Raw genomic sequence first — 21,739 nt, forward strand, 5'->3', positions numbered from 1 at the left:
GCCACCGCGGCCCGGCCCGCCCGCCCGCGTACCCCGACCGCACCCGCACCCGCTCCCGCGAGTGCGGTCGCGCGCACGGCGCCGACGCCCCCGGGAAGCTCCCGAAAGGACCTAAGGTCGTCCTCATGACCGACACCGACGACTCCCTCCGCGCCCGCTGGCGGGAGACGCTCACCCGCGCCCGGGGCGGGGCCCCCGGCCCCGATCCGGCTCCGTACGCCGACAATCTGCTGGCGCGCTGGGCCGAACCGCAGCGGCGGTACCACACCACCGCACACCTGGCCGCGGTGCTCGGCCACATCGACACGCTCGCCGGCCACGCCACCGACCCGGACGCGGTCCGCCTCGCCGCCTGGTTCCACGACGCGGTGTACCGGCCCGACCGGTCCGAGAACGAGGAGCGCAGCGCGGCGCTCGCCGAGCGCGCCCTCCCCGAGGCGGGCGTGCCGGACGACGTCACGGCCGAGGTGGCCCGGCTCGTCCGGCTGACCGTCACCCACGACCCGGCGGACGGCGACGCGGACGGCGAGGTGCTCTGCGACGCGGACCTGGCCATTCTCGCGGCGCCCCCGGGCCCGTACGCGGCGTACGCGGCGCAGGTGCGCGAGGAGTACGGCTTCGTCCCCGACGAAGCGTTCCGCGAGGGCCGGGCGACGGTGCTGCGCCAGCTGCTCGGGCTGCCCCGGCTCTTCCGCACCCCGTACGGGGCCGAGCACTGGGAGTCCCGGGCACGGCGGAACCTGCTGACCGAATCGGAGCTGCTCGGCCACTGACCCCCGGCGGCGGGGCGCCGCCGGGGAATGCGGAGGCCCGGCCCGCTGTTGGCAGCTGTCATGCCCGACTCTGCCGCTCGCCGCTCCCGTATGCCCCTGGCCGTATACATCCTGGGTCTCTCGGTCTTCGCCCTGGGAACCAGCGAATTCATGCTCTCCGGGCTGTTGCCGCCCATCGCCGACGACATGGACGTGTCGATACCCCGCGCCGGACTCCTCATATCCGCCTTCGCGATCGGCATGGTGATCGGCGCCCCGCTGCTCGCCGTCGCCACGCTCCGGCTGCCGCGCCGCACCACGCTGATCTCCCTGATCTCCGTCTTCGGCCTCGGCCAGGTCGCGGGCGCGCTGGCCCCGACGTACGAGGTCCTCTTCGCGTCCCGGGTGGTGAGCGCGTTCGCCTGCGCCGGGTTCTGGGCGGTGGGGGCGGCGGTCGCCATCGCGATGGTGCCGGTGAACGCGCGGGCCCGCGCGATGGCCGTGATGATCGGCGGCCTGTCGATCGCCAATGTGCTGGGCGTGCCGCTGGGCGCGTTCCTCGGTGAGAACTTCGGCTGGCGTTCGGCGTTCTGGGCGGTGGGCGCGGCCTCCGCCGTGGCACTGGTCGGGGTGAGCACGCTGATCCCGCGCATTCCGCTGCCGGAGCAGAAGCCCCGGCTCAAGCAGGAGATGAGCATCTACCGGGACCGGCAGGTGTGGCTGTCCATCGTGATCACGGCGCTGGCCGCGGGCGGGGTGTTCTGCGCGTTCAGCTATCTGGCCCCGCTGCTGACGGACGTCGCCGGGCTGGACTCGGGCTGGGTGCCGACGGTGCTCGCGCTCTTCGGGATCGGCGCGCTGGTCGGTACGACGGTCGGCGGCCGGGTCGCGGACGCGCATCTCTTCGGGGTGCTGATGAGCGGGATCGCGGCCTCCACGGTCTTCCTGGCGGCGCTGGCGCTGTTCGCGTCGAGCCAGGTCGCGGCGGTCGGGCTCGCGTTCCTGCTGGGCCTGTCCGCGTTCTACACGGCTCCGGCGCTGAACGCCCGGATGTTCAACGTCGCGGGCGCCGCCCCGACGCTGGCCGGTGCGACGACGACGGCCGCGTTCAACCTGGGCAACACGGGCGGCCCCTGGCTGGGCGGCACGGTGATCGACGCGGACTTCGGTTTCGCGGCGACCGCGTGGGCCGGGGCGGCGATGACGGTACTGGCGCTGGCCGCCGTGGTGGTCTCGCTGCGGCTCCAGCGCGGCCGCGGTGCGTCGTCGCTGCTGGTCACGGGCGCCCCGGCCGCCGCGTCGCCGGACGCGGCCCCGGCGTGCGCGCCTTCGACGACCGCCTGAGGGGCGCCGCTCACCCCGGTGCGGGCCGGCCCTTGGGGCGGCGGAGTCCGGCCTCGGTGATCCGGCGGACGAGCTCCTTCGAGCCGATCTGCCGGGCCCCGGCCCGCACCGCGTCCTCGTACCGCGACTCCGGAATGTCGTAGTGGTCGCGTTCGAACGCGCGCGGTGGGCAGCCGATGGACGCCGCGAAGGCGTGCAGTTCCTCGAAGGACACGTCGCTGACCAGGTGCGACCAGAGCCGCCCGTGGCCCGGCCACTGCGGCGGGTCGATGTAGACGGTCACCGTCGCGCTATCCCGCCCAGCGAGCCGACCGGTGCCACGGCCACCGCCGCCTTGGTGCACACCCAGTGCGGGTCCGGGCCCAGTTCGGGTTCGACGTCCAGGGCGTGCGGGTCGCCCGCGTCGCAGACCGGGCAGAGCGGCCACCGCCCGTACCGTTCGAGCAGGGCGTCCTGGACGTCCTGGGCCACCAGCCCGACCACGAACGCGGCGCCCTCGGGCCACTGCTCGACCCACCAGCGGCGGTGCGTCACCGCGTCCTCGACCAGCGAGACGATCCCGGCCTCGGCGACGTCACCCGCGGCGAGATCGGCCATGACCAGCGCGCGGGCCGTGTGCAACGCCTGTTCCAGGGGGTTCATCTCCATGGCCCCATTGTCACCCCGCCCCCGGACCAGCCTCACGCGCCCGCCGCCGCCGTCGCCGCGCTGTCGACGGCGGGCTGTCGACGGCGGGCCGGGGCCGGGGATCGGCGGGCCGGGGCCGAGTATCGGTGGCCCGGGGCCGGGCCGAGGGCCGGGGATCAATGACCGGGGCCAAAGGGGGGCTTGACGGGCAACCCGGTTGAAAATATCTTTCAAAGGTGACCCATGACCTGAAGGAAAGTTTCAGCACTGATTCCCCGCCCGCCCCGGCGGCCCTCGCGGCCAAGGTGCGTACGCTCGCGCCGTCCATGACCCGCTCCATGCAGCGCGTCGCCGAGGCCGTGGCCGGTGACCCGGCCGGCTGCGCGGCCCTCACGGTCACCGGTCTCGCCGAGCTCACCGGCACCAGCGAGGCGACCGTGGTCCGCACCGCCCGCCTCCTCGGCTACCCGGGCTACCGCGATCTGCGCCTGGCCCTCGCCGGTCTCGCCGCGCACCAGCAGTCCGGCCGGGCGCCCTCCGTCACCGCCGACATAGCGGTCGACGACCCGATCGCCGACGTGGTCGCCAAGCTGGCCTACGACGAGCAGCAGACCCTCGCCGACACGGCCGCCGGGCTCGACACCGTCCAGCTCGGTGCCGCCGTGGCCGCCGCCGCCACCGCCCGGCGCATCGACATCTACGGCGTGGGCGCCTCCTCCCTCGTCGGCCAGGACCTCGCGCAGAAGCTGGCCCGCATCGGCCTGATCGCGCACTCCCACACGGACCCGCACCTCGCGGTGACCAACGCCGTGCAGCTCCGCTCCGGCGACGTGGCCATCGCGATCACGCACTCCGGCTCCACGGTCGACGTCATGGAGCCGCTGCGGGTCGCCTTCGACCGCGGCGCGACGACGGTCGCGATCACCGGCCGCCCCGACGGCCCGGTCACGCAGTACGCCGACCACGTGCTGACCACGTCCACCGCCCGGGAGAGCGAGCTGCGGCCCGCCGCCATGTCGAGCCGCACGAGCCAGCTCCTCGTCGTCGACTGCCTGTTCATAGGCGTGGCGCAGCGTACGTACGAGACGGCCGCACCGGCCCTCGCCGCCTCCTACGAGGCGCTGGCCCACCGCCACACCCCACGCCCGCGCTGACGACCCCGGCCGCCCGGCCGGGCCGAAGCCCCCGCACCCGCACCCGCACCCGCACCCGCACCCGCACCCGCACCCGCACCCGCTGAACCGTACGAGACCGAGAAAGCAGAGAGCCGCCCTCCATGACCTCCACCACCGACGCCGACGCCACCTCCTCCGCCGACGCCACCCCCGACGGTTACGGCGAGCTGCGCGCCCAGCTCGCCACGCTCACCACCGAGGCGTTCCGGCCCGAGCTCGCCGAGATCGACCGCCTCGGCACGCTTGAGATCGCCCGCATCATGAACGGCGAGGACGTGTCCGTCCCCGCCGCCGTCGGCGCCCGGCTGCCCGAGATAGCCGCCGCCATCGACGGCACCGCGGAGCGCATGGCCCGCGGCGGCCGGCTGATCTACGCGGGCGCGGGCACCGCCGGCCGGCTCGGCGTGCTCGACGCCAGCGAGTGCCCGCCCACCTTCAACACCGATCCCTCCGAGGTCATCGGCCTGATCGCGGGCGGCCCGACCGCCATGGTCAAGGCCGTCGAGGGGGCCGAGGACAGCAAGGAGCTGGCCGCCGCCGACCTCGACGCCCTGGAGCTCACCGCCGACGACACCGTGGTCGGCATCTCCGCCTCCGGCCGCACGCCGTACGCGATCGGCGCCGTCGAGCACGCCCGCCGCAAGGGCGCGCTGACCATCGGGCTGTCCTGCAACGCGGACTCCGCGCTGGGCGCCGCGGCGGAGCACGGCATCGAGGTCGTCGTCGGCCCCGAGCTGCTCACCGGCTCCACCCGGCTCAAGGCGGGCACGGCCCAGAAGCTCGTCCTCAACATGCTCTCGACGATCACGATGATCCGGCTCGGCAAGACGTACGGGAATCTGATGGTCGACGTCCGCGCCTCCAACGAGAAGCTGCGCGCCCGCTCCCGCCGGATCGTCTCGCTCGCCACCGGGGCGTCCGACGAGGAGATCGAGGCCGCGCTCGCCGCGACCGACGGCGAGGTGAAGAACGCGATCCTCACCATCCTCGGCCGGGTCGACGGCCCCACCGCCGCCACCCTGCTCGCCGCGTCCGACGGCCACCTCCGCGCCGCCCTCGCCGCCGCCCCCCGCACCACCTGACCCACCGGCTCCACCCCCGCACCCCCCGCACAGCAAGGCCCACGCACCATGGCAACAGAAGACAAGAACCGCGCCACCGCCGCCGCGATCCTTCCGCTCGTCGGTGGCGCAGCGAACGTCGGCTCCATCGCCCACTGCATGACCCGGCTCCGGCTGGGTCTGCACGACCGCTCGCTCGTCGACGACGAGGCCCTGAAGGCGATCCCCGCCGTCATGGGCGTGGTCGAGGACGACACGTACCAGATCGTCCTCGGCCCCGGCACCGTCGCCCGGGTCACCCCGGAGTTCGAGCAGCTGGTCGAGGAGGGCAGGGCGGCGGGGGCCGCACCGGCCTCCGAGCCCGCCCCCGCCCCGGCCTCCGGGTCCGGGTCCGCGTCCGCGTCCGCCGAGGAGCTGGCCTCCCAGGGGGCCGCGATGAAGGCGGCGCGGAAGGCGAAGAACGCCACCCCGTTCAAGCTGTTCCTGCGCCGGATCGCGAACATCTTCGTCCCGCTGATCCCGGCGCTCATCGGCTGCGGCATCATCGCCGGCCTCAACGGCCTGCTGGTCAACCTGGGTTGGCTGCCCTCGGTCACCCCGGCCCTGGCCGCGATGGCATCCGGCTTCATGGCGCTGATCGCCGTGTTCGTCGGCTACAACACGGCGAAGGAGTTCGGCGGCACGCCGATCCTGGGCGGTGCGGTCGCCGCGATCATCGTCTTCCCGGGCGTCGCGAACATCGAGGCGTTCGGCCAGAAGCTCTCCCCCGGGCAGGGCGGAGTGCTGGGCGCGCTCGGCGCGGCGGTGCTCGCGGTGTACGTGGAGAAGTGGTGCCGGCGCTGGGTTCCGGAGGCGCTGGACGTGCTGGTCACCCCGACCCTCACGGTCCTGCTCTCCGGCCTGGTGACGATCTTCGGCCTGATGTACGTGGCCGGCGAGGTCTCCACCGCGATCGGTACGTTCGCCGACTGGCTGCTCTCCAACGGCGGCGCGGGCGCCGGCTTCGTGCTCGGCGGTCTCTTCCTGCCCCTGGTGATGCTGGGCCTGCACCAGGCACTCATCCCGATCCACACCACCCTCATCGAGCAGCAGGGCTACACCGTGCTGCTCCCGATCCTCGCGATGGCGGGAGCCGGCCAGGTCGGCGCGGCCGTGGCGGTCTACTTCCGCCTCCCGCGCAACCAGTCGATCCGCCGCACCATCCGGTCCGCCCTCCCGGCCGGTCTGCTGGGTGTGGGCGAACCGCTGATCTACGGCGTCAGCCTCCCGCTCGGCCGCCCGTTCATCACGGCCTGTGTGGGCGGCGCGTTCGGCGGCGGCTTCGTCGGCCTGTTCAACCAGCTCGGCGACAAGGTCGGCTCCACGGCCATCGGCCCGTCCGGCTGGGCGCTGTTCCCCCTCCTCGACGGCGACCACGGCCTGGGCACCACGGTCGCGATCTACGCGGGCGGCCTGCTGGCCGGATACCTCACCGGGTTCCTCGCGACGTACTTCTTCGGCTTCGGCAAGGACCTGCTCGCCGAGTTCGACGTCGCACAGGAACCGGACGGGTCCACGGTCGCGGCGGCGGGCTCCGGCCCCACGTCCCCGACGGCGAAGGAGCCGGCCGGGGTCTGACCCCGGGGCACCCGGACACGGGCGAGGGCGGCACCCGGCACACCGGGTGCCGCCCTCGCCCACATCCGCACGCCCGCCATGCCCGCCATGCCCGCCATGCCTGCCACACCAGCTATGCCCATGTGCCCGCCATGCCCACGCGCCCGCCATGTCCTTGCCATGTCCATTCGGGCCGGGAACCCATCCATGAGGGGCGTCGTGCCTCGCGGGTCCCCTCTGCCTCGCGAGCCCCCTCTCCTCGGCCCGTCGAAGAAGCGCGGACCGGCGCGGCTGCGGCCACTCGCCGCTCCCCTCGGCGTCCCACGATCGCGAGGGGCGCCCCTCGACCGCCTCGGCGAGGCCGGCAGCCCCTTTCCGCCCGGCCTCGTCCCCCGGCCCCTGCCCCTGCCCCGTCCCCTGCCCCCGGACTCCGGCTCCCGGACCGGAAGTCCGCGTCCCGTGACCGAGGCGGTGCCGCCCTCGTCGGCCCGCTCGAAGGGCGGCACCCTCCCGGGGCGTCGCCCTTCCGTACACACGCCGCCGGATCACACGCGGCGTCCCGGCACCCTCATGGCAGCCTCCCCTCCCTGTTGACCTCCCGGACCCTGGCCCGCAGCACCTCCCCCAGGGGAGCCGGGCGCACCGACTCCGGCGGGCATTCCCATTCCGGCCCGCCCCCCGGCGCCCGCAACTGCACGTACGGCCCGACGTTCCCCATCACGCGCCCCACCCTGCCGTCCCTGGTGTCCACGGCGAACGACCCGGGCTCGGGCGCACGCGGCTCACGGCCCTCACCCGTCATGGCCGGCCGACCTCTGCGCCTCCAGCACCACGCTCAACCGCAGCGCCGTGTCGAGGTTGCACCGGCCGAGGTCGACCAGCGGCGACGCCGGATCGTTCCCCGCGCAGGTCACCGGGTCGATCCGCAGCGACGGCAGCGTGATCCCCACCCCTGAGAACCCCTCCTTCAACCGCGCCACCACGTCCTCTGCTGCCCGCACTCTGCCCTCCGTCATCCTGCGCCGTTCCTTGATCGTCATGATCCATCTCTTTCCACGCTGAGTAATGACAATGCATACCCAGCGTGTCCAACGCGTCGACGACCTGGAAGAGGCGCAGAACCAACAACCGCACATGTGTCACAGGGAGTTGTCATGCCGGTCCCAAGTGCCTCGCGGGGACGGCAGGCGCGGAGGGCGCCGCGAGAGGCGTCGGAGGGTACGCGCCGTCACCGGCCGCCGCCCCTCGCCGGGACGTCGTGCGCCGCGGACGTCAGGGTCGTGCGCCGCGGAGGTCAGGAACGCGTGTCCTCCGCCGCCGCGCCCGCCCTCCGGGCCGTGGCGGCGATGTCCTGGAGGGCCGCGACATGCAGGGCCAGGGCCTGCCGCCCGTCAGGGGTGAGCGACAGCCAGGTGCGGGGCCGCTTGCCGACGTACCCCTTGCGGACGGCGAGGTAGCCGATCCCCTCCAGCGCGGAGGCGATCTTGCTGAGCACCGAGTCGGACACCCGGCACCCGGCGCGCACGGTGGCGAACTCGGCCTCGTCGCACGCCGAGAGGAAGGCGACGACCGTCAACCGGGTGGGGTGGTTGATCGCCGCGTCGATCGCGGGCCCGCCCGGCGCGGGGGCGGCGGTCATCCCGCCACCCGGAGCTTCCGCCGGACCGAGGCGTTCCGCACGACGCACACCGCCCAGACGCCCAGCCCCAGCACCACGAACATCGCGACCTTGGCGGCCGTCCGGCCGGTCCCGGACCAGAGGCACACCCCGTACGTCGCACCGCCCGCGGCGAGGAGGCCCAGGAGCGGGGCCCCGGACCGGCGCAGCCGCGCGGTCCAGGGCAGCGTCACCCGCACCCCCGACGCACGCCGGACGGCGTCGAAGAGCGCCACCAGCACCGCCAGGAACGCGAGCGCGACCAGCAGGGAGAGGAACACCGCCCAGCCGCCCCGCCGCTGGGCCCAGGCGTCGGCGAGGGCGGGGACGATCAGGGCCGAGGCCGCCACCGGGCCGTACCAGCCGGGAACCAGCCGGGCCGTGAGACGGGCCCGCTCCCGGGAGGCGTCGACGCCCCGCAGGGCCTCGGCCGCGAAGGCGGCGGACACGGCCGCGCCTCCCGCGCGGGCGGGGGTGTTCTCCTGCTGCGCCATCACATCTCTCCCGGACCCTGGACCCTGCTCGTCACCGTCCGAACGAGCCGACCCTCATCCTGACATCTACTTTCCAGGAAGGAAAGTACTTTCCTTCTGCCGTGGAACCGGAGGCTCCAACTACCGCATCCGGCACCGGGTTTGGCGCACACCGGGAGAACGGCGGCAAGAAGGGCGGGAATCGCTCGATTGAGTGAGGGTTTCAGGCCATACACGCGGTTTGGGTGAGGAAAGGCTCCTTCGAACGCCATCATTCGGCGGTGATCTCAACATTTCGGACGGCACGCCGTCCCAAGTCGCTGCGCACGGCCGGGTTCGGCGCACTCGCCGTGCTCACTCTGCTCCCGGCGATCCCGGCCGCCGCCGCCCCGGCGAGCGGACCGGCGCCCCGGCCCGCCGCCCACGCGCTGCCCCGGCCCGTCACCCCCGCCGAGGCCAGGACCTCCGCGCGCCTCGCCTCGTTGCAGGGCAGGCCGGCCCGACTGAAGGCGTTCTTCAAGGCGCTGCCCAAGGGCGGCGACCTCCACAACCACCTCTCGGGTGCCGTCACCACCGAGTACCTGATCAAGCTCGCGGCCGACGACGGGCTGTGCATCGACGCCACGACGACGGCCGTGGCGCCGCCGTGCGGGCCGGGCACCCGGCCCGCGGCCGACGCCGCGCACGACGCCGCGTTCCGCCAACGGATCGTCCGGGCCTGGTCGATGCAGGACTTCCCGGCCGGGCAGTCCGGGCACGACCACTTCTTCGACACCTTCGGCAAGTTCAGCATGGCCACCTGGTACACCCGGGGCAAGATGCTCGCCAATGTGGCCAACACCGTGGCCGAACAGAACCAGTTCTACCTGGAGACCCTGGTCACCCCCGCCTCGGACAGCAGCAAGGCGCTCGCCGACAAGGTCGGTTACGACGCCGACCTCGCCGCCCTCCACCGCAAGCTCGTCGCGGGCGGCGGGCTCGACCGGGTGGTGGACGAGGCGGTCAAGGAGGCCGACGACACCGACGTGCAGTTCCGGGCCGCCGCGCACTGCGACACGGCCCGCCCCGACCCGGGGTGCGGGCTCCCCGTCCGGTGGATCTCCCAGGTCTCCCGGGGCAGTTCCCCGGTGCGGGTGTTCACGCAGATGGCCGTCGGGATGCGGCTGGCCGAGCGCGACCCGAGGTTCGTCGCGACCAACCTCGTCCAGCCCGAGGACGGCGCGACCGCGCTGGCCGACTACAGCCTCCAGATGCGGATGCTGAAGTACCTGCGCGGCCAGTACCCGGGCGCCCACCTCACGCTGCACGCCGGTGAACTGGCCCCCGGCCTGGTCAAGCCCGAGGACCTGACCTTCCACATCCGCGAGGCGGTGCTCGTCGCCGGGGCCGAGCGCATCGGCCACGGCGTGGACCTGGTCCACGAGAACGACTGGCGGCAGCTGGCGCGGACGATGGCCCGGCGCAACGTGGCCGTCGAGGTGCCGTTCTCCAGCAACAAGCAGATCCTCGGCATCGCGGGCGCCGACCACCCGTTCAACGCCTACCGCCACTACGGCGTCCCGATCGTCCTGGCCACCGACGACCCGGGCGTCTCGCGCATCGACATCAGCCACGAGTACCAGTACGCGGCGAAGACGTACGACCTCGGTTACGTCGAGCTGAAGGACCTGGCCCGCGCCTCGCTGGAGTACGCCTTCCGGAACGGCCGCAGCCTGTGGGACACCGGCTCCGCCCCGTCCCGCTACCGTCCGGTGGCCGCCTGCCGGGGCGACCGTCCCGGCGCCGAGCGGCCCAGCGCGCGCTGCGCCCGCTTCCTCGCCGCCAACCCGAAGGCGGCGACCGAGTGGCGCCAGGAGACGGCCTTCGCCGCCTTCGAGCACGCCAACCGCTGACCCACCGCAGACCAGGACCCTCCGGGGCCCTGCGCCGGGCCCGGGGCACACGTCCCGGGCCCGGCCGCGTCCCCCGGGCCCCGGCGCGCCCCTGCTACGCCTCGTCGTCGCCCGGTTCCGCCGCCCACAGATGGCTGAGCGTGCCGAGGACCAGACGGCAGACGTCGTCCGGCTCGGCACCGGCCAGCGGCTCCCGCGCGACGACCGTCCGCATCAGACCGATCCCCAGCAGCCAGGCCATGGCGAGATCCGCCCGCAGCACCGCGTCCGGGGCACCGGAGAGCCCGGCCAACGCGCTCTGGTACTCCTCCCCCAGCTCCCGCAGCGTTCCGGCCGCCTCGTCGCCCCGCCCGACCGAGCGCAGATAGACCTCCAGGGACCGGTCCTCCGTCTTCTCCGCGCTCCGGGTCAGCATCGACCGCAGGGCGGTCTCGAAGAGCTCCTCCGGCGGCGTCGCCCGCAGCTGCTCCAGCCCGCCCAGCGCGACGACTTCCGTCAGCAAACCCCGTTTCGAGCCGAAATAGCGGAACAGCAGGGCCTGGTTGACCCCGGCCCGCGCCGCGATGGCCCGGACCGTCGTGCCCTCGTAGCCCCGCTCCGCGAACAGGTCACGGGCCGCCTCCAACAGGCGGCGACGGGTCGCCGAGGCGTCCCTGCGGCGCTCCTCGGGCGGCGGGACGGAACGGGGTTCCATGGCGGAATTCCTCTCGGACGGCCCGTCAGGATAACGGCCGTAAAGCGTCGTTGACCGCCCGCGCAGGGCGCTCCTACCGTTGTAAGCAGCTGCTTACATCCGGGAGGCCGCAGTGACGACCGCAGATATCGCACCCCTTGCCTACCCCTTCAACACCCCCGACGGACTCCAGCTCTCCGATGCCTACGAACGGGTCCGCGGCCAATCGGGCCTCCTGAAGGTCCAGTTGCCGTACGGGGAGCCGGCCTGGCTGGTCACCCGTTACGCCGATGCCCGGCTGGTCCTCGGTGACCAGCGCTTCAGCCGCGCGGCGGCCGCCTCGCACGACGAACCCCGCCAGTCCGAGGGGCAGCGCGACGGCGGGATCCTCGGCATGGACCCGCCGGACCACACCCGGCTGCGCTCCCTGGTCGCCAAGGCGTTCACCGTCCGCCAGGTCGAGAAGCTGCGCCCCCAGGTCCGGGAGCTGACCGCCGCCCTGCTCGACGAGCTGGAGACCGCCGGACCGCCCGCCGACCTGGTCGACCTGTTCGCGCTGCCGCTGCCGGTCGCCGTGATCTGCCGGATGCTGGGCGTGCCCACCGAGGACCGGCCGCGGTTCCGCGTGTGGAGCGACGACGCGCTGTCGACCAGCTCGCTCACCGCCGAGGAGTTCGACGCGAGCCGCGCCGAACTCCGCGCCTACATGGCCGGGTTGATCGACCAGCACCGCCGGGCACCGCAGGACGACCTGATGACGGCGCTCATCGAGGCCCGCGATGACGGCGACCGGCTCTCGGAACTCGAACTCATCGACCTCTGCGTGGGCATCCTGGTCGCGGGACACGAGACCACCGCGTCCCAGATCCCCAACTTCGTCCTCACCCTCCTCGACCACCCGGACCAGCTGGCCAGGCTCAGGGCCGAGCCGGAGCTCGTGCCGAACGCCGTGGAGGAGCTGCTCCGCTTCGTCCCCCTGGGCAGCGGGGCCGGTCAGCCCCGGTACGCCACCGAGGACATCGAGGTCGGCGGAACGCTCGTCCGCGCGGGCAGCCCCGTCCTGGTCGCCGTGGGCGCCGCCAACCGCGACGCGCTCCGGTTCACCGCCCCGGGCGTGCTCGACATCGCCCGCGAGGGCAACCAGCACCTCGGATTCGGCCACGGCGTCCACCACTGCCTGGGCGCCCCGCTGGCCCGGCTGGAACTCCAGGAGGCGCTGTCCGCCCTCATCACCCGCTTCCCCGGGCTGCGCCTGGCGGGCGACGTGACCTGGAAGTCCGAGATGCTGGTGCGCGGTCCGCGCGTCATGCCGGTGGAGTGGTGAGCGCCGTGACCTGGAACGTACGCGTCGACGCCCAGCTCTGCCAGGGTTCGGGGATGTGCGCCGGAACGGTCCCGGAGGTGTTCGCCCTGGACGGCGAGCGCGCCCGCGCGCGGACCGAGGGGATCGAGCCGGACGAACGGGTCCTGGACGCGGCCGACATCTGCCCGGCCCTGGCGATCACCGTGCACGAAGGAGCCTCGGTCATCGGCCCCCGCCGCGACTGAGCCCCCGCCACCACGCCCGAGCCGCCGCGGCGCCCCCGCCCGGCGGCTCGGGCCCCCGCACGCGGTCGCGCCCCCGCCGCCCCTCTCGCGGGCGGGCCGCCCGGCCGGCCGGGCACGCCGGACCGACGGCCCCCACCGTCGAGATCGCGCCGCCGCGACCGACCCGGCACCGCGCCACGCCCGGTGTCCGAAACCGGCTCCCACCTGGGGGTGGTTTGATCCTCCTTCGCCGCTTGATCGCTACGTTGCGTGGTCCTCTTGGCGCGCATCGTAATCAACCGGCCCAAAGGGGAGCGAACCATGTCCGAACCGTCCCACGAGCAGATCGTCTCCGGGCTCCGCGAGAGGCCCGCCATCGCCCTGGCCCCGGGCCCCCGCCTCGACGCCCAGCGGCCCGCTTCCCTTCCGCTGCCGCCCAGCACCGTATGGGATCTGCCGGGCGGCACCGCCTGGGTCTACTACGGCGAGGGGCACACCGGCCTGATGCGGCCGGTCATCGTCGCCGACGGCTTCGGCACCGGGCCGAGCGAGCTGGAATTCTCCTGGGAAATCATGGAGTTCGGCGACTACGCGCTCATCAGCCAGCTGCGCCGCCGGGGCCACGACGTCATTCTTCTCGGCTTCCACGAACGCAGTGCATCGATTCTGGACAACTCCCGCACCGCACGGGCGGCGATCGCGCGGACCATCGCCGAGCAGCGGGGCGACGCGCCGCTGGCCGTGGGCGGATTCAGCGCGGGCGGGCTCGTCACCCGGCACGCGCTGGCCAGGATGGAGACCGACAGCATCGACCACCGGACGGCGCTGTACTTCTCGTACGACAGCCCGCACCGGGGCGCCTGGATCCCGGTCGCGCTCCAGGCGTTCGCGCACTACATCAAGGACCTCGACAGCCGGTTCTCCGACCAGATCAACAGCCCGGCCGCCCGCCAGCTGCTGTGGCGGCACCTCGCGAAGTGGGACGACACCCCGGACCAGAGCGACGCGCGCGCCGCGTTCCTGGCGGAGATGGCGGCCGTCGGCGAGTGGCCGCGCCGGCCCCGGCTGATCGGCGTCGCCAACGGCACGGACACCGGCATCGGCACCGATGTGCGCGCGGGGGAACTGGCCCTGGAGGGCAAGGGCCTGTCGGTCGTGGGGACCAGGCTCTACACCCAGGCACCCGGCCGCGACGAACTCGTCGCGAAGCTGCGGGTGCTGACCCTGAAGACCAACGAGGGCCGTACGAGCGGGCTTCCGTCGATCGACGGCGCGCCCGGCGGCTCCCTGGAGGGCTTCGGCATCCTCGCCGACGCCTTCAACTCCCTCGACCCGTTCCTCGGCTTCAAGGCCGATGTGCGCATCCGCTCGCACTGCTTCGTCCCGTCCGTCAGTGCGGTCGACGTCGCCGACCTGGACACGGACGACGAGCTGTACACGGACATCTCGCGGCTCCCGCCGGGCGCGAGCGGGCTGGACGAGTTCCGGCTCGCCTCCCGGAACGAGGGGCACACCCTGGTGACGGAGGAGCTCTGCGCCTGGCTCCTCGACCGGCTCCCGTAGGACGGCACTCCTCCGGTACCCGGCCGGGCAGGGCGCGTGTGTACGCGCGGTGAGACACCTCGGCCCCCTGGACCGGCTGGTCCAGGGGGCCGAGACGACAGAGCCGTACAGGAACGACCGATCCGTCAGGATCAGAAGTCCATGTCACCGCCCGGCATGCCGCCCGGGGCGGCCGCGGCGGCCTTCTCCGGCTTGTCGGCGATGACGGCCTCGGTGGTGAGGAACAGCGCGGCGATGGACGCGGCGTTCTGCAGGGCGGAACGCGTGACCTTCGCCGGGTCGAGGATGCCCTCGGCGATCATGTCGACGTACTCGCCGGTCGCGGCGTTCAGACCGTGGCCGACGGCCAGGTTGCGCACCTTCTCGACGACGACGCCGCCCTCAAGACCACCGTTGACGGCGATCTGCTTGAGCGGGGCCTCCAGCGCCAGCTTGACGGCGTTGGCGCCGGTCGCCTCGTCACCCGAGAGCTCCAGCTTCTCGAAGACGGCCGAGGCCTGGAGCAGAGCCACGCCACCACCGGCGACGATGCCCTCCTCGACGGCGGCCTTGGCGTTGCGCACCGCGTCCTCGATGCGGTGCTTGCGCTCCTTGAGCTCGACCTCGGTCGCGGCACCGGCCTTGATGACGGCCACGCCGCCGGCCAGCTTCGCGAGGCGCTCCTGGAGCTTCTCGCGGTCGTAGTCCGAGTCGGAGTTCTCGATCTCGGCACGGATCTGGTTGACGCGGCCCTGGACCTGGTCGCTGTCACCGGCGCCGTCGACGATCGTCGTCTCGTCCTTGGTGATGACGACCTTGCGGGCGCGGCCGAGCAGGTCGAGACCGGCGTTCTCCAGCTTGAGGCCGACCTCCTCGGAGATGACGGTGCCACCGGTGAGGATGGCGATGTCGCCGAGCATGGCCTTGCGGCGGTCACCGAAGCCCGGGGCCTTGACGGCGACGGACTTGAAGGTGCCACGGATCTTGTTGACGACCAGGGTCGACAGGGCCTCGCCCTCGACGTCCTCGGCGATGATCAGCAGCGGCTTGCCGGACTGCATGACCTTCTCCAGCAGCGGAAGGAGGTCCTTCACGTTGCTGACCTTGGAGTTGACGATCAGGATGTACGGGTCGTCGAGGGACGACTCCATGCGCTCCATGTCGGTGGCGAAGTACGCCGAGATGTAGCCCTTGTCGAAGCGCATACCCTCGGTGAGCTCCAGCTCCAGACCGAAGGTCTGGGACTCCTCGACGGTGATGACGCCTTCCTTGCCGACCTTGTCCATGGCCTCGGCGATGAGCTCGCCGATCTGGGTGTCGGCGGCGGAGATGGAGGCGGTCGAAGCGATCTGCTCCTTGGTCTCCACGTCCTTGGCCTGCTCCAGGAGGGCGGCGGAGACGGCCTCGACGGCCTTCTCGATGCCCCGCTTGAGCGCCATCGGGTTGGCACCCGCGGCGACGTTGCGCAGACCCTCGCGGACGAGAGCCTGGGCGAGAACGGTGGCGGTGGTCGTACCGTCGCCGGCGACGTCGTCCGTCTTCTTGGCGACCTCCTTGACCAGCTCCGCACCGATCTTCTCGTACGGGTCCTCCAGCTCGATCTCCTTGGCGATGGAAACACCATCGTTGGTGATCGTGGGGGCGCCCCACTTCTTCTCAAGGACGACGTTGCGACCCTTGGGGCCAAGGGTGACCTTGACGGCGTCGGCGAGCTGGTTCATGCCGCGCTCGAGACCGCGCCGGGCCTCCTCGTCGAACGCGATGATCTTGGCCATGTGAAGTGGTCCTCCCGGACAGGGGTGGATTTCTCCGGACCGAGTGGCGCCCGCGACGGACGGCCTGCGTGACCGGTGGTTCCTTGCCCCACCGACCTGCGGGCCTCACCGGCCCGGTCCAAGTTCTGTCACTCTCACCTGGAGAGTGCTAACGCCAATGATTAGCACTCGACCCCCGAGAGTGCAAGCGTCCCCCTCGGGATGTGGACACCGCGCCGGGGCTCCCGGGGCGGCGGCGCGGAGCGCGCCGGGGGCTCACGCATGGGACGCACGGGACGCACTGAGACGCACGCAGACGCACGGAGGGCCCGTACCCCCGGGGTACGGGCCCTCCGTGCGTGAGTGGTGTCGTTGGCCGACCGCTCGAACTCAGCCGACGGCGAGCTTGACCATGTCTGCCTGCGGCCCCTTCTGGCCCTGCGAGATCTCGAATTCAACTCGCTGACCCTCTTCGAGGGTGCGGTATCCGTCCATCTGGATCGCGCTGTAGTGGACGAAAACATCCGCACCACCGTCGACCGCGATGAAGCCGTACCCCTTCTCCGCGTTGAACCACTTGACGGTGCCCTGAGCCATGCCTAACTCCCCTATTACTGGCCCTTGCGCAGGACCGCACTTCGCGGACCCGGGTCAGAACTCACCCTCCGACAGGAGAGGGTGTGTGCGCCGGAACGCGTCGACCGCGGCTGAATGTATCTGCCCAACTGCCCTCTGCAACAGGTCAATCGGACGAGAATTCTCGGCAGAACCGAACGCCCGGATATGCGGAATTCATATGAATCCTGGGCAAGTCGGGCCGGGCAAAGGCGACTTATGCCTCAAGCGGATCGCGCACTTTGGCTGCATCTTGTCGTGGCCGGGCGCATTCTCGTATGCGGGCGGCACGGGCAGCTGGGGGGACTTCCCACACTCTACCGCGCTCAACCATGCAGAATTGCCCCCTCCGTTTCAAACACGGAGGGGGCAATTCGATAACGCGGGGTGGCCGGACAGGACGTCAGCAGCCGCCGGCCACGGCCGGGATGATCGAGATCCCGGCGCCGTCCGGCGTCGCCGTCTCCAGGCCGCCCTCGAAGCGCACGTCGTCGTCGTTGACGTACACGTTCACGAAGCGGCGCAGCTTGCCCTGGTCGTCCAGGACGCGGGCGGCGATGCCCGGGTGGTTCCGCTCCAGGGACTCGATGACCTGGGAGAGGGTCGAGCCCTCGGCCGGGACCTCGGCCTGGCCGCCCGTGTAGGTGCGGAGGATGGTGGGGATGCGGACCTTGACGCTCATGGTGGGTGCCCTTCCTGGAGTCTCGGGTGGTCAGCTGGTGGCGAGGCCGGCGGCGCGGAACGCGTCCAGGCTGGGCCGGATCGTCGCGGTCGCCTGCGAGGTCTCGGCCACCGCGTCGAGGGTCTTGAGCCCGTCACCCGTGTTGAGTACGACGGTGGTCAGCGACGGGTCGATCAGACCGGCCTCGATGAGCTTCTTCGTCACACCGACCGTCACCCCGCCCGCCGTCTCGGCGAAGATGCCCTCGGTGCGCGCCAGCAGCTTGATCGCGTCGACGACCTGCTCGTCGTCCACGTCCTCCACCGCGCCGCCGGTGCGGCGGGCGATGTCCAGGACGTACGGGCCGTCCGCCGGGTTGCCGATGGCCAGGGACTTGGCGATCGTGTCCGGCTTCTGCGGCCGGACGACGTCGTGGCCGCCCTTGTACGCGACCGAGACCGGCGAGCAGCCCTCGGCCTGGGCGCCGAAGAGCTTGTACGGCTTGTCCTCGACGAGCCCCAGCTTGATCAGCTCCTGGAGGCCCTTGTCGATCTTGGTGAACTGCGAGCCGGACGCGATCGGGATGACCAGCTGGTCCGGGAGCCGCCAGCCGAGCTGCTCGCAGATCTCGTACGCCAGGGTCTTGGAGCCCTCGCCGTAGTACGGCCGCAGGTTGACGTTGACGAAGCCCCAGCCCTCGCCGAGCGGGTCGCCGATGAGCTCGGAGCAGAAGCGGTTGACGTCGTCGTAGTTGCCCTCGATGCCGACCAGCTCACCGCCGTACACCGCGGCCATGACGACCTTGCCCTGCTCCAGGTCGTGCGGGATGAAGACGCAGGAGCGGAAACCGGCGCGGGCCGCGGCGGCGCCGACGGCACCGGCGAGGTTGCCGGTGGAGGAGCAGGACAGGGTGGTGAAGCCGAAGGCGCGGGCCGCCTCGATGGCCTGGGCGACGACGCGGTCCTTGAAGGAGTGCGTGGGGTTGCCGGAGTCGTCCTTGACGAACAGCTTGCCCGGGTCGACACCGAGTTCACGGGCGAGGTTGTCGGCCTGGACGAGCTTGGTCCAGCCGGGGTTGAGATTGGGCTTCTCGGCGACGTCGGCGGGGACCGGCAGCAGCGGCGCGTAGCGCCAGATGTTGGCCGGACCCGCCTCGATGCGCTTCCTCAGCTCTTCGGGGGAGCCGCTCGGCAGGTCGTACGCCACTTCGAGCGGCCCGAAACAGGACGCGCAGGCGAAAATGGGTCCGAGCTCGAAACGCTCGCCGCACTCGCGGCAGGAAAGGCCCGAAGCGGGACCGAGGTCGACGGCTTCGGCGTCGACGGAAGAACTGGTGCTTACTGCAACGGTCTGCGCAGCCATGATGGCGAGGCCCTTTCTCCTCATCTTCCTCGTGGCGCGTTTCGCCACGAGACGGAATTGGCACCTTCCTCACCGGACCTGTCGGTCGGTGGGGGGGTTGCCGGGACTTCAACGGGCCGTTCCCTCAGTCCCTCTGGATGAGCGCTGTGGCACCGGATCTTGGATCCGGGCATTTGTCGGCGGACGGACCCCGGCATGCGATGGTCGTCCGCGTTGTTCAAGACTGTAACCGAAGCACCGGACCGTCGAGACAGCCGTCCGAACCGCGAGATGGATCACATACAGGGAGTATCGACCGTGCTGGAAGAGGTCGAATGCTGGTTGACCAGGCGTTCCTGGTCGGCCGCCGACCGCCCGCTGGACCGCCTCCTGGCCGCCAGGGCCGCGGCAGGGGAAGCGGGTCGCGCAAGCGTCAGTGTCGTACTGCCCGCGCTGAACGAGGAGGCGACGGTCGGCGAGATCGTCGCGACGATCCGGCGCGAGCTGATGGAGAAGGTCCGGCTGGTCGACGAGCTCGTGGTGATCGATTCCGGGTCCACCGACGCCACCGCGCGGGTGGCCCGGGAGGCCGGCGCCCGGGTCGTGCACCGGGACGCGATACTCCCCCGGCTCCCGGCCGTGCCCGGCAAGGGCGAGGTGCTGTGGCGCTCGCTCCTGGTGACCGGCGGCGACATCGTGTGCTTCGTCGACGCCGACCTGAAGGACTTCTCGGCGGAATTCGTCTCCGGCATCGTGGGCCCGCTGCTGACCGACCCGGACGTGCAGTTCGTGAAGGCGATGTACGACCGCCCGTTCGGCGACACCGCGGGCCAGGGCGGCCGGGTGACCGAGCTGGTGGCCCGCCCGCTGCTCAATCTGCACTGGCCGCGGCTGGCCGGCTTCGTCCAGCCGCTGGGAGGCGAGTACGCCGTACGCCGTTCGCTGCTCGAACGGCTGCCCTTCCCCGTCGGCTACGGAGTGGAGCTGGGCCTCCTGGTCGACGCGCTGCACACCGTGGGCCTCGACGCGCTGGCCCAGGTCGACGTCGGGGTGCGCAAGCACCGGCACCAGGACGGCCAGGCGCTCGGCCGGATGGCGGCCGCGATCTACCGGACCGCGCAACTGCGGCTGTCCCGGGGCCACCTGGTGCGCCCGGCGCTCACCCAGTTCGAGCGCGGCGCGAACGGCTTCGTCCCGCGCACCCATGCCGTGGACACCGAGGAGCGCCCCCCGATGTGCGAGGTCGAGGAGTACGTTTCACGCCGGGCGGCCTGACTTCGCACGTTTGGGCGGTTCGTGATCGGGCTAGATTCCGCAACATGGTCTCCGCGCACGAAGCCCAGCCCACTGCCCGGCCCCCCGTCCGGCCGTCCTCCCAGGTCCTCGTCGCCTCCAACCGCGGCCCGGTGTCGTACACCCTGGGCGCGGACGGATCGCTCGACGCGAAGCGGGGCGGCGGCGGTCTCGTCTCCGGCCTGAGCGCCGTCGACGACAAGCTCTGGGTGTGCGCCGCGCTCGGCGAGGGGGACCGGGAGGCGGTCCGGCGCGGGGTCGGCGAGCCGGGCGTACGGATGCTCGACATCGACGCGGACGTGCACGCCGACGCGTACAACGGCATCGCGAACTCGGTGCTCTGGTTCGTCCACCACATGCTCTACCAGACACCGCTGGAGCCGGTCTTCGACGCGGAGTTCCGGCGGCGGTGGGCCTCCTTCGAGACGTACAACCGGGCCTTCGCGGAGGCGCTCGCCGAGGAGGCGGAGCCGGGCGCGGCGGTGCTGGTGCAGGACTACCACCTGTCGCTGGTGCCGGGCATGCTCCGCGAGCTCCGCCCCGATCTGCGCATCGGCCACTTCTCGCACACCCCGTGGGCACCCGTCGACTACTTCCGGCTGCTCCCCGACGACATCGCCGAACAGCTGCTGCACGGCATCCTGGGCTCGGACCGGGCGGCGTTCCTGACCCGGCGGTGGGCGGACGCGTTCATCGGCTGCTGCACCCAGATCCTGGGCGGCACCGGGCGCACCCGGGTCGGGGTGCACGGGCTCGGCGCGGACGGCGGGTTCCTGCGCCGCCGGGCGCACGAGGCGGACGTGGACGAGCGGATGGCGGCGCTGCGCGCGCAGACCGGCCCCGGCCGGCGGACGATCGTACGGGTGGACCGGACGGAGCTGTCCAAGAACATCGTGCGCGGGCTGCTCGCCTACCGCGCGTTCCTGGACGAGCGCCCCGAATGGCGCGAGCGGGTCGTCCACGTCGCCTTCGCGTACCCCTCCCGGCAGGATCTCGCGGTGTACCGCGACTACACGGCCGAGGTCCGGCGGGTCGCCGACGAGATCAACGCCGTGTACGGCACGGCGGGCTGGACGCCGGTCGTGCTGCACGTCGAGGACGACTTCGCCCGCTCGCTCGCCGCGTACCGGCTGGCCGACGTGGCGCTCGTCAACCCGATCCGCGACGGGATGAACCTGGTCGCCAAGGAGATCCCGGTCGTCTCCGACCACGGCTGCGCGCTGGTGCTGTCGCGGGAGGCGGGGGCCTACGAGGAGCTGGGCAGCGACGCGGTCGTGGTGAATCCGTACGACGTCTCCGCGACGGCGGCGGCACTGCACGAGGCGCTGACGATGGCGGACGACGAACGGGCCGCGCGCACCGAGCGCCTGGCCGCCGCGGCGGTCGCGCTGCCGCCGCAGCAGTGGTTCCTGGACCAGCTGGACGCGCTGCGGCGGGACTGAGCCCCGGGGCCTTCCGTCCGGATCGGGCGGGCCCGGCATGGTCCGGACGGAAGAGGCCGGGGCCTGTCGTCGAAGTGCCGCGGTCGGGCCGGAGGCCGGTGCGTGCGGCGTCCGGTTGCGGGCCGGTCGCAGGGCGCAGGTGCGTCCCCGTACCGGGCGTACGGGGACGGCACCGACCACGCGGCGAGCGAGCGTGCGTGCGGCGTCCGGGCCGTGCGGCGTCCGGTTGCGGGCCGGTCGCAAGGCGCAGGTGCGTCCCCGTACCGGACGTACGGGGACGGCACCGACCACGCGGCGAGCGAGCGTGCGTACGG

At 72.3% G+C, this 21,739-nt stretch carries 22 protein-coding genes and 1 riboswitch; of the genes, 11 read left to right on the forward strand and 11 right to left on the reverse strand.

Translation table 11 applies throughout. The features are described from left to right. Positions 1–125 precede the first annotated feature (125 nt). Positions 126–773 carry a hypothetical protein gene (locus tag ACFVFH_RS24675; protein WP_383772377.1) on the forward strand — a complete coding sequence of 216 codons (648 nt, stop codon included), beginning with the start codon at positions 126–128 and terminating at the stop codon, positions 771–773. A 90-nt stretch (positions 774–863) separates the two neighbouring features. Further along, entirely contained in the window at positions 864–2,096 is a 1,233-nt protein-coding gene (locus ACFVFH_RS24680) for a Cmx/CmrA family chloramphenicol efflux MFS transporter (RefSeq protein WP_383772379.1), read from the forward strand. A gap of 10 nt (positions 2,097–2,106) precedes the next feature. Here the strand turns inward: ACFVFH_RS24680 and ACFVFH_RS24685 are convergent, their stop codons facing one another. Then, a complete protein-coding gene (locus tag ACFVFH_RS24685) occupies positions 2,107–2,379 on the reverse strand; it encodes a DUF4031 domain-containing protein (protein ID WP_383772381.1) in 273 nt (90 codons plus the stop codon). Further along, on the reverse strand, positions 2,376–2,744 hold the full coding sequence (locus ACFVFH_RS24690; RefSeq protein ID WP_383772383.1) for a hypothetical protein: 369 nt from the start codon (positions 2,742–2,744) through the stop codon (positions 2,376–2,378). Before ACFVFH_RS24690 ends, ACFVFH_RS24685 begins: the two co-directional genes overlap by 4 nt. 215 nt (positions 2,745–2,959) lie before the next feature. Here ACFVFH_RS24690 and ACFVFH_RS24695 point away from each other — a divergent pair, with 215 nt between their 5' ends. The 3 genes from ACFVFH_RS24695 (at position 2,960) to ACFVFH_RS24705 (ending at position 6,576) form a co-directional block, all read left to right on the forward strand. Then, positions 2,960–3,877 carry a MurR/RpiR family transcriptional regulator gene (locus ACFVFH_RS24695; RefSeq protein WP_383772385.1) on the forward strand — a complete coding sequence of 306 codons (918 nt, stop codon included), beginning with the start codon at positions 2,960–2,962 and terminating at the stop codon, positions 3,875–3,877. Between the two features lie 122 nt (positions 3,878–3,999). Continuing rightward, positions 4,000–4,980, forward strand: a complete 981-nt coding sequence (gene murQ, locus ACFVFH_RS24700; RefSeq protein WP_383772387.1) for an N-acetylmuramic acid 6-phosphate etherase — start codon at positions 4,000–4,002, stop codon at positions 4,978–4,980. A gap of 48 nt (positions 4,981–5,028) precedes the next feature. Beyond that, positions 5,029–6,576 (forward strand): PTS transporter subunit EIIC, encoded by a 1,548-nt coding sequence (locus ACFVFH_RS24705; protein ID WP_383772389.1) that lies wholly within the window; start codon positions 5,029–5,031, stop codon positions 6,574–6,576. Between the two features lie 547 nt (positions 6,577–7,123). On the opposite strand, the gene ACFVFH_RS24710 is transcribed toward ACFVFH_RS24705, so the two are convergent. The 4 genes from ACFVFH_RS24710 to ACFVFH_RS24725 form a co-directional block, all read right to left on the reverse strand. After that, positions 7,124–7,357 carry a hypothetical protein gene (locus tag ACFVFH_RS24710; RefSeq protein WP_383772391.1) on the reverse strand — a complete coding sequence of 78 codons (234 nt, stop codon included), beginning with the start codon at positions 7,355–7,357 and terminating at the stop codon, positions 7,124–7,126. Further along, positions 7,347–7,595: a hypothetical protein gene (locus ACFVFH_RS24715; protein WP_383772393.1), complete on the reverse strand. Its 249-nt coding sequence runs from the start codon at positions 7,593–7,595 to the stop codon at positions 7,347–7,349. Before ACFVFH_RS24715 ends, ACFVFH_RS24710 begins: the two co-directional genes overlap by 11 nt. A 254-nt stretch (positions 7,596–7,849) precedes the next feature. Continuing rightward, positions 7,850–8,194, reverse strand: coding sequence for a winged helix-turn-helix domain-containing protein (locus ACFVFH_RS24720; protein WP_383772395.1), 345 nt, complete (start codon positions 8,192–8,194; stop codon positions 7,850–7,852). Continuing rightward, entirely contained in the window at positions 8,191–8,706 is a 516-nt protein-coding gene (locus ACFVFH_RS24725; RefSeq protein WP_383772397.1) for a hypothetical protein, read from the reverse strand. The genes ACFVFH_RS24720 and ACFVFH_RS24725 overlap by 4 nt, the downstream gene beginning before the upstream one ends. 260 nt (positions 8,707–8,966) lie before the next feature. Here ACFVFH_RS24725 and ACFVFH_RS24730 point away from each other — a divergent pair, with 260 nt between their 5' ends. Continuing rightward, the gene (locus ACFVFH_RS24730; protein WP_383772399.1) at positions 8,967–10,577 is read left to right on the forward strand and encodes an adenosine deaminase; all 1,611 of its coding nucleotides are present in this window, start codon (positions 8,967–8,969) and stop codon (positions 10,575–10,577) included. Positions 10,578–10,671: 94 nt separating this feature from the next. On the opposite strand, the gene ACFVFH_RS24735 is transcribed toward ACFVFH_RS24730, so the two are convergent. Then, positions 10,672–11,271 carry a TetR/AcrR family transcriptional regulator gene (locus ACFVFH_RS24735; RefSeq protein WP_383772401.1) on the reverse strand — a complete coding sequence of 200 codons (600 nt, stop codon included), beginning with the start codon at positions 11,269–11,271 and terminating at the stop codon, positions 10,672–10,674. 112 nt (positions 11,272–11,383) lie between these two features. Here ACFVFH_RS24735 and ACFVFH_RS24740 point away from each other — a divergent pair, with 112 nt between their 5' ends. The 3 genes from ACFVFH_RS24740 to ACFVFH_RS24750 all read left to right on the forward strand — a co-directional run bounded on the left by ACFVFH_RS24740 (position 11,384) and on the right by ACFVFH_RS24750 (position 14,340). Then, positions 11,384–12,574, forward strand: a complete 1,191-nt coding sequence (locus tag ACFVFH_RS24740) for a cytochrome P450 (RefSeq protein WP_383772403.1) — start codon at positions 11,384–11,386, stop codon at positions 12,572–12,574. 5 nt (positions 12,575–12,579) lie between these two features. Then, positions 12,580–12,798: a ferredoxin gene (locus tag ACFVFH_RS24745; RefSeq protein WP_383772405.1), complete on the forward strand. Its 219-nt coding sequence runs from the start codon at positions 12,580–12,582 to the stop codon at positions 12,796–12,798. Between the two features lie 300 nt (positions 12,799–13,098). Further along, positions 13,099–14,340: a hypothetical protein gene (locus ACFVFH_RS24750; protein WP_383772407.1), complete on the forward strand. Its 1,242-nt coding sequence runs from the start codon at positions 13,099–13,101 to the stop codon at positions 14,338–14,340. A gap of 131 nt (positions 14,341–14,471) precedes the next feature. Here the strand turns inward: ACFVFH_RS24750 and groL are convergent, their stop codons facing one another. The 4 genes from groL to thrC form a co-directional block, all read right to left on the reverse strand. Further along, the gene (groL, locus tag ACFVFH_RS24755; protein WP_072487928.1) at positions 14,472–16,094 is read right to left on the reverse strand and encodes a chaperonin GroEL; all 1,623 of its coding nucleotides are present in this window, start codon (positions 16,092–16,094) and stop codon (positions 14,472–14,474) included. Positions 16,095–16,463: 369 nt separating this feature from the next. Beyond that, positions 16,464–16,670 carry a cold-shock protein gene (locus tag ACFVFH_RS24760; RefSeq protein ID WP_003967346.1) on the reverse strand — a complete coding sequence of 69 codons (207 nt, stop codon included), beginning with the start codon at positions 16,668–16,670 and terminating at the stop codon, positions 16,464–16,466. Between the two features lie 421 nt (positions 16,671–17,091). Then, the gene (locus tag ACFVFH_RS24765; protein WP_266730791.1) at positions 17,092–17,370 is read right to left on the reverse strand and encodes a MoaD/ThiS family protein; all 279 of its coding nucleotides are present in this window, start codon (positions 17,368–17,370) and stop codon (positions 17,092–17,094) included. Positions 17,371–17,400: 30 nt separating this feature from the next. Next, positions 17,401–18,711: a threonine synthase gene (gene thrC, locus ACFVFH_RS24770; RefSeq protein WP_383772409.1), complete on the reverse strand. Its 1,311-nt coding sequence runs from the start codon at positions 18,709–18,711 to the stop codon at positions 17,401–17,403. Between the two features lie 17 nt (positions 18,712–18,728). Beyond that, positions 18,729–18,855: riboswitch (SAM riboswitch) on the reverse strand. 153 nt (positions 18,856–19,008) lie between these two features. On the opposite strand from thrC, the gene ACFVFH_RS24775 reads away from it, so the two are divergent. Both ACFVFH_RS24775 and ACFVFH_RS24780 read left to right on the forward strand, forming a co-directional pair. Then, positions 19,009–19,965, forward strand: a complete 957-nt coding sequence (locus ACFVFH_RS24775) for a glucosyl-3-phosphoglycerate synthase (RefSeq protein WP_383772718.1) — start codon at positions 19,009–19,011, stop codon at positions 19,963–19,965. A 44-nt stretch (positions 19,966–20,009) separates the two neighbouring features. Continuing rightward, the gene (locus ACFVFH_RS24780; protein ID WP_383772411.1) at positions 20,010–21,425 is read left to right on the forward strand and encodes a trehalose-6-phosphate synthase; all 1,416 of its coding nucleotides are present in this window, start codon (positions 20,010–20,012) and stop codon (positions 21,423–21,425) included. Positions 21,426–21,739 lie beyond the last annotated feature (314 nt).

Origin of the sequence: Streptomyces sp. NPDC057697, assembly GCF_042799335.1 — a bacterium.
In the GTDB taxonomy this organism is placed as follows: Bacteria; Actinomycetota; Actinomycetes; order Streptomycetales; family Streptomycetaceae; genus Streptomyces.

Coding starts and splice junctions, on each gene's coding strand:
- ACFVFH_RS24675 (WP_383772377.1), top strand. CDS start 126: ATGACCGACACCGACGACTCCCTCCGCGCCCGCTGGCGGGAGACGCTC.
- ACFVFH_RS24680 (WP_383772379.1), top strand. CDS start 864: ATGCCCCTGGCCGTATACATCCTGGGTCTCTCGGTCTTCGCCCTGGGA.
- ACFVFH_RS24690 (WP_383772383.1), bottom strand. CDS start 2,744: ATGGAGATGAACCCCCTGGAACAGGCGTTGCACACGGCCCGCGCGCTG.
- murQ (WP_383772387.1), top strand. CDS start 4,000: ATGACCTCCACCACCGACGCCGACGCCACCTCCTCCGCCGACGCCACC.
- ACFVFH_RS24705 (WP_383772389.1), top strand. CDS start 5,029: ATGGCAACAGAAGACAAGAACCGCGCCACCGCCGCCGCGATCCTTCCG.
- ACFVFH_RS24710 (WP_383772391.1), bottom strand. CDS start 7,357: ATGACGGGTGAGGGCCGTGAGCCGCGTGCGCCCGAGCCCGGGTCGTTC.
- ACFVFH_RS24715 (WP_383772393.1), bottom strand. CDS start 7,595: ATGACGATCAAGGAACGGCGCAGGATGACGGAGGGCAGAGTGCGGGCA.
- ACFVFH_RS24720 (WP_383772395.1), bottom strand. CDS start 8,194: ATGACCGCCGCCCCCGCGCCGGGCGGGCCCGCGATCGACGCGGCGATC.
- ACFVFH_RS24725 (WP_383772397.1), bottom strand. CDS start 8,706: ATGGCGCAGCAGGAGAACACCCCCGCCCGCGCGGGAGGCGCGGCCGTG.
- ACFVFH_RS24735 (WP_383772401.1), bottom strand. CDS start 11,271: ATGGAACCCCGTTCCGTCCCGCCGCCCGAGGAGCGCCGCAGGGACGCC.
- ACFVFH_RS24750 (WP_383772407.1), top strand. CDS start 13,099: ATGTCCGAACCGTCCCACGAGCAGATCGTCTCCGGGCTCCGCGAGAGG.
- groL (WP_072487928.1), bottom strand. CDS start 16,094: ATGGCCAAGATCATCGCGTTCGACGAGGAGGCCCGGCGCGGTCTCGAG.
- ACFVFH_RS24760 (WP_003967346.1), bottom strand. CDS start 16,670: ATGGCTCAGGGCACCGTCAAGTGGTTCAACGCGGAGAAGGGGTACGGC.
- ACFVFH_RS24765 (WP_266730791.1), bottom strand. CDS start 17,370: ATGAGCGTCAAGGTCCGCATCCCCACCATCCTCCGCACCTACACGGGC.
- thrC (WP_383772409.1), bottom strand. CDS start 18,711: ATGGCTGCGCAGACCGTTGCAGTAAGCACCAGTTCTTCCGTCGACGCC.
- ACFVFH_RS24780 (WP_383772411.1), top strand. CDS start 20,010: ATGGTCTCCGCGCACGAAGCCCAGCCCACTGCCCGGCCCCCCGTCCGG.